The organism is Rhodovulum sp., from assembly GCF_011048875.1.
In the GTDB taxonomy this organism is placed as follows: Bacteria; Pseudomonadota; Alphaproteobacteria; order Rhodobacterales; family Rhodobacteraceae; genus Rhodovulum; species Rhodovulum tesquicola.
Genome location: NZ_DSDD01000290.1, coordinates 1 through 2,907, shown reverse-complemented (window position 1 = coordinate 2,907; position 2,907 = coordinate 1). Strand labels below are relative to the sequence as shown.

General features: G+C 67.4%; 2 protein-coding genes and 1 pseudogene. 1 reads left to right on the top strand and 2 read right to left on the bottom strand.

Going from position 1 to position 2,907, the window contains the following annotated elements; translation table 11 throughout:
- Both cysK and ENN83_RS10125 read right to left on the bottom strand, forming a co-directional pair.
- On the bottom strand, positions 1-1,029 hold a 1,029-nt coding region (gene cysK / locus ENN83_RS10130; protein WP_287186592.1), incomplete at its 3' end, for a cysteine synthase A.
- 202 nt (positions 1,030-1,231) lie between these two features.
- On the bottom strand, positions 1,232-2,191 hold the full coding sequence (locus ENN83_RS10125) for an L-malyl-CoA/beta-methylmalyl-CoA lyase (RefSeq protein ID WP_287186590.1): 960 nt from the start codon (positions 2,189-2,191) through the stop codon (positions 1,232-1,234).
- A 294-nt stretch (positions 2,192-2,485) separates the two neighbouring features.
- Between ENN83_RS10125 and ENN83_RS10120 the strand changes: the two are divergent.
- Positions 2,486-2,907: pseudogene (locus ENN83_RS10120) on the top strand (DUF1611 domain-containing protein); the annotation flags it as partial.

Genomic DNA, 2,907 nt, shown 5'->3' with positions numbered 1-2,907 from the left:
CATGTCCTCGGGGATGGTCTCGAACAGCGGCGTGGACAGGTAACGCTCGCCGGTATCGGGCAGCATCGCCAGGATCACCGAGCCCGGTTCCGCGCCTTCGGCAACCTGCAGGGCGACCGCGAAGCACGCCCCGCCCGAGATGCCGGTCAGGATGCCTTCCTTGCGCGCAAGCTCCCGCGCCTGGCGGATGGCGTCCTGCCCGGTCACCGGCACAAGCTCATCGTAGAACCCCTTGTCCAGCGTCTCTTGCAGCACCAGCGGGATGAAATCGGGCGTCCAGCCCTGGATCGGATGCGGCTCGAAGGCGGGGTGGCTGGCCTCGGGCTCGCCCGCCGCGTTGCGCGCCTGCCCCTGCCCCGAGCCGATCAGCCCGGCATTCGCGGGCTCGCTCAGGATGATCCGGGTCTCGGGCCGTTCACGGCGCAGCACCCGGCCGATTCCGCTCACCGTGCCGCCGGTGCCATAGCCCGTGACGACGTAATCCAGCCGCTGCCCCGCGAAATCGGCAAGGATCTCGCGCGCGGTCGTGGCTTCATGGATATCGGCATTGGCTTCGGTCTCGAACTGGTGGGCCAGGAACCAGCCATTCGCCGCGGCCAGTTCCTGCGCCTTGCGGACCATGCCCATCGCCTTGTCGGCGCGGGGCGTCAGCACCACCTTGGCCCCCAGCATCCGCATCAGCCGACGGCGTTCGACCGAAAAGCTTTCGGCCATAGTGATGACCAGCGGATAGCCCTTCTGCGCGCAGACCATCGCCAGCCCGATGCCGGTATTTCCGCTGGTCGCCTCGACCACGGTCTGGCCGGGTTTCAGCGCGCCCGAGCGTTCTGCCGCCTCGATGATGTTCACCGCCAGCCGGTCCTTGACCGAGCCACCAGGGTTGAACGCCTCGGCCTTGACGTAGATCGTCACATGTTTCGGGCCCAGATTGTTGATGCGGATCGCGGGCGTGTCCCCGATCGTGTCGAGCACAGTGTCGAAAAGTCGCCCACGCCCTGCGGTGGTGCGGATGCTGCCATGATCGGCCATTCTTGTCTCTCTTGTTGGTCGCGGATCGGCGCGACCATAGCAGACCGGGCGGCGCGCGCACGGGGGACGCGGTGCCCGAAAGTGAAAAGGGAGGCTGTCAGCGCCCGCGCGGCGCGAACCGGACGCCGTTGCGCAAGGGCGGCTGCGGAAAGAAAAACGGGGCCTTGCGGCCCCGTTTCCCGTCATCGGCGTTCGCCCGGCGTCACTTACCGGCGATCATCTCGGCCTGCTTGACGATCACCTCGGCCTGCTTGATCGAGGCGATATCGACCAGGCGGCCCTTGTAGACGGTCGCGCCCGCGCCTTCGGCCTTGGCCTTTTCCATCGCGGCCAGGATCTCGCGCGCCTCGGTCACGGCCGCCTCGGACGGCGTGAAGACCTCGTTGGCCAGCGCCACCTGTTTCGGGTGGATCGCCCATTTGCCGACCATGCCCAACGTGGCAGAGCGGCGGGCCTGGGCATAGAACCCCTCGTCATCCGAGAAATCGCCGAACGGGCCATCGACCGGCAGCACTCCATGGGTGCGGCAGGCGGCGACGATAGTGGCCTGCGCCCAGTGCCAGGGGTCGGACCAGTATTTCGCCCCCGCATGATGCATGTAGTAGTTTTCCTGCGTGCCCCCGATGCCGGTGGTCTGCATCCCCATCGAGGCGGCGAAATCGGCCGCGCCCAGCGACATCGCCTGAAGCCGGGGGCTGGCGGCGGCGATTTCCTCGACATGGGAAATCCCGGCGGCCGATTCGATGATGACCTCGAAGCCCAGCGGTTTCGTACGGCCCATCGCCCGCTCGACCGAGGTGACCAGCGCATCGACGGCATAGATATCGGCCGCGCAGCCCGCCTTGGGGATCATGATGAGATCCAGCCGGTCGGAGGCCTGTTCCAGCAGATCGACCACATCGCGATACCAGTAGCCCGAATCGAGCCCGTTGATCCGCACGCTCAGCGTCTTGTTGTCCCAGTCGATATCGCCGATCGCCTGGATCACGTTCTTGCGGGCCTGCGCCTTGTCGTCGGGGGCAACCGAATCCTCCAGATCGAGGTTGATCACGTCCGCGGCGCTGGCTGCCATCTTCTCGAACAGCTGGGGCCGCGAGCCGGGGCCGAAAAGCTGGCAGCGGTTCGGGCGCGCGACGGGGGAGGGCTGGATGCGGAAGCTCATGGTCGGGTCTCCTTGAAAGGATCTGTCCGGTCGTTCGGGTTCGGGGATAGAAAATTGCGCCCGGCTGGGCAAGCGGTTTCGCCGCGCCGCAGCGTCGGCACCCGCGATTCTACGGACGGGGTCACCGGAACGGCGGAAGTTTCGCGCGTTTTCGAGATTGCGTGACGTTTATTGCGTCATACGGTCATTCCGAACACGATCCTTCACGCCGCGGGCGCATTCCCGGCACAGATCGGCAGGACATCCCCGCGCGCCTTGCCAGGCTCTGGCCGACAAACGCAAGGGCGCCCCGCGATGATCCAGACCCCCTATCTGCTGTTCCTGGGCGACGCGCCCGATCCGCTGGCCGCCAAGGTCGCGCAGGGCATCCGCGACTGGCGGCCCGGCAACGCCGTCGCGCAATTCCGGATGGAGGGCTGCAAGGCCGATCTGCGCCTGCCCGACATGATGCTGACCGAGGCGCGCGCGGCGGGCGCGAAGACGCTGGTGGTGGGCATCGCGAACCGCGGCGGGGTCATCAGCCGGCCTGGGAAAAGGTGCTGGTGGCCGCGCTGGAAGAAGGCTTCGACCCGGCCAGCGGCCTGCACAACCTGCTGCGCGACGAACCCGATCCGGCCGCGGTCGCGGCGACCTGCGGGCGGCACTTGCATGACGTGCGGATGCCGCCTGTCGCCTGTCCGATTGCCAACGGGGTGCGCAGGTCCCGCAGGCGCTGT

Bases quoted from the DNA above. Each gene is read 5' to 3' on its own strand.
- ENN83_RS10125 (WP_287186590.1), bottom strand. From the start codon at position 2,191: ATGAGCTTCCGCATCCAGCCCTCCCCCGTCGCGCGCCCGAACCGCTGC.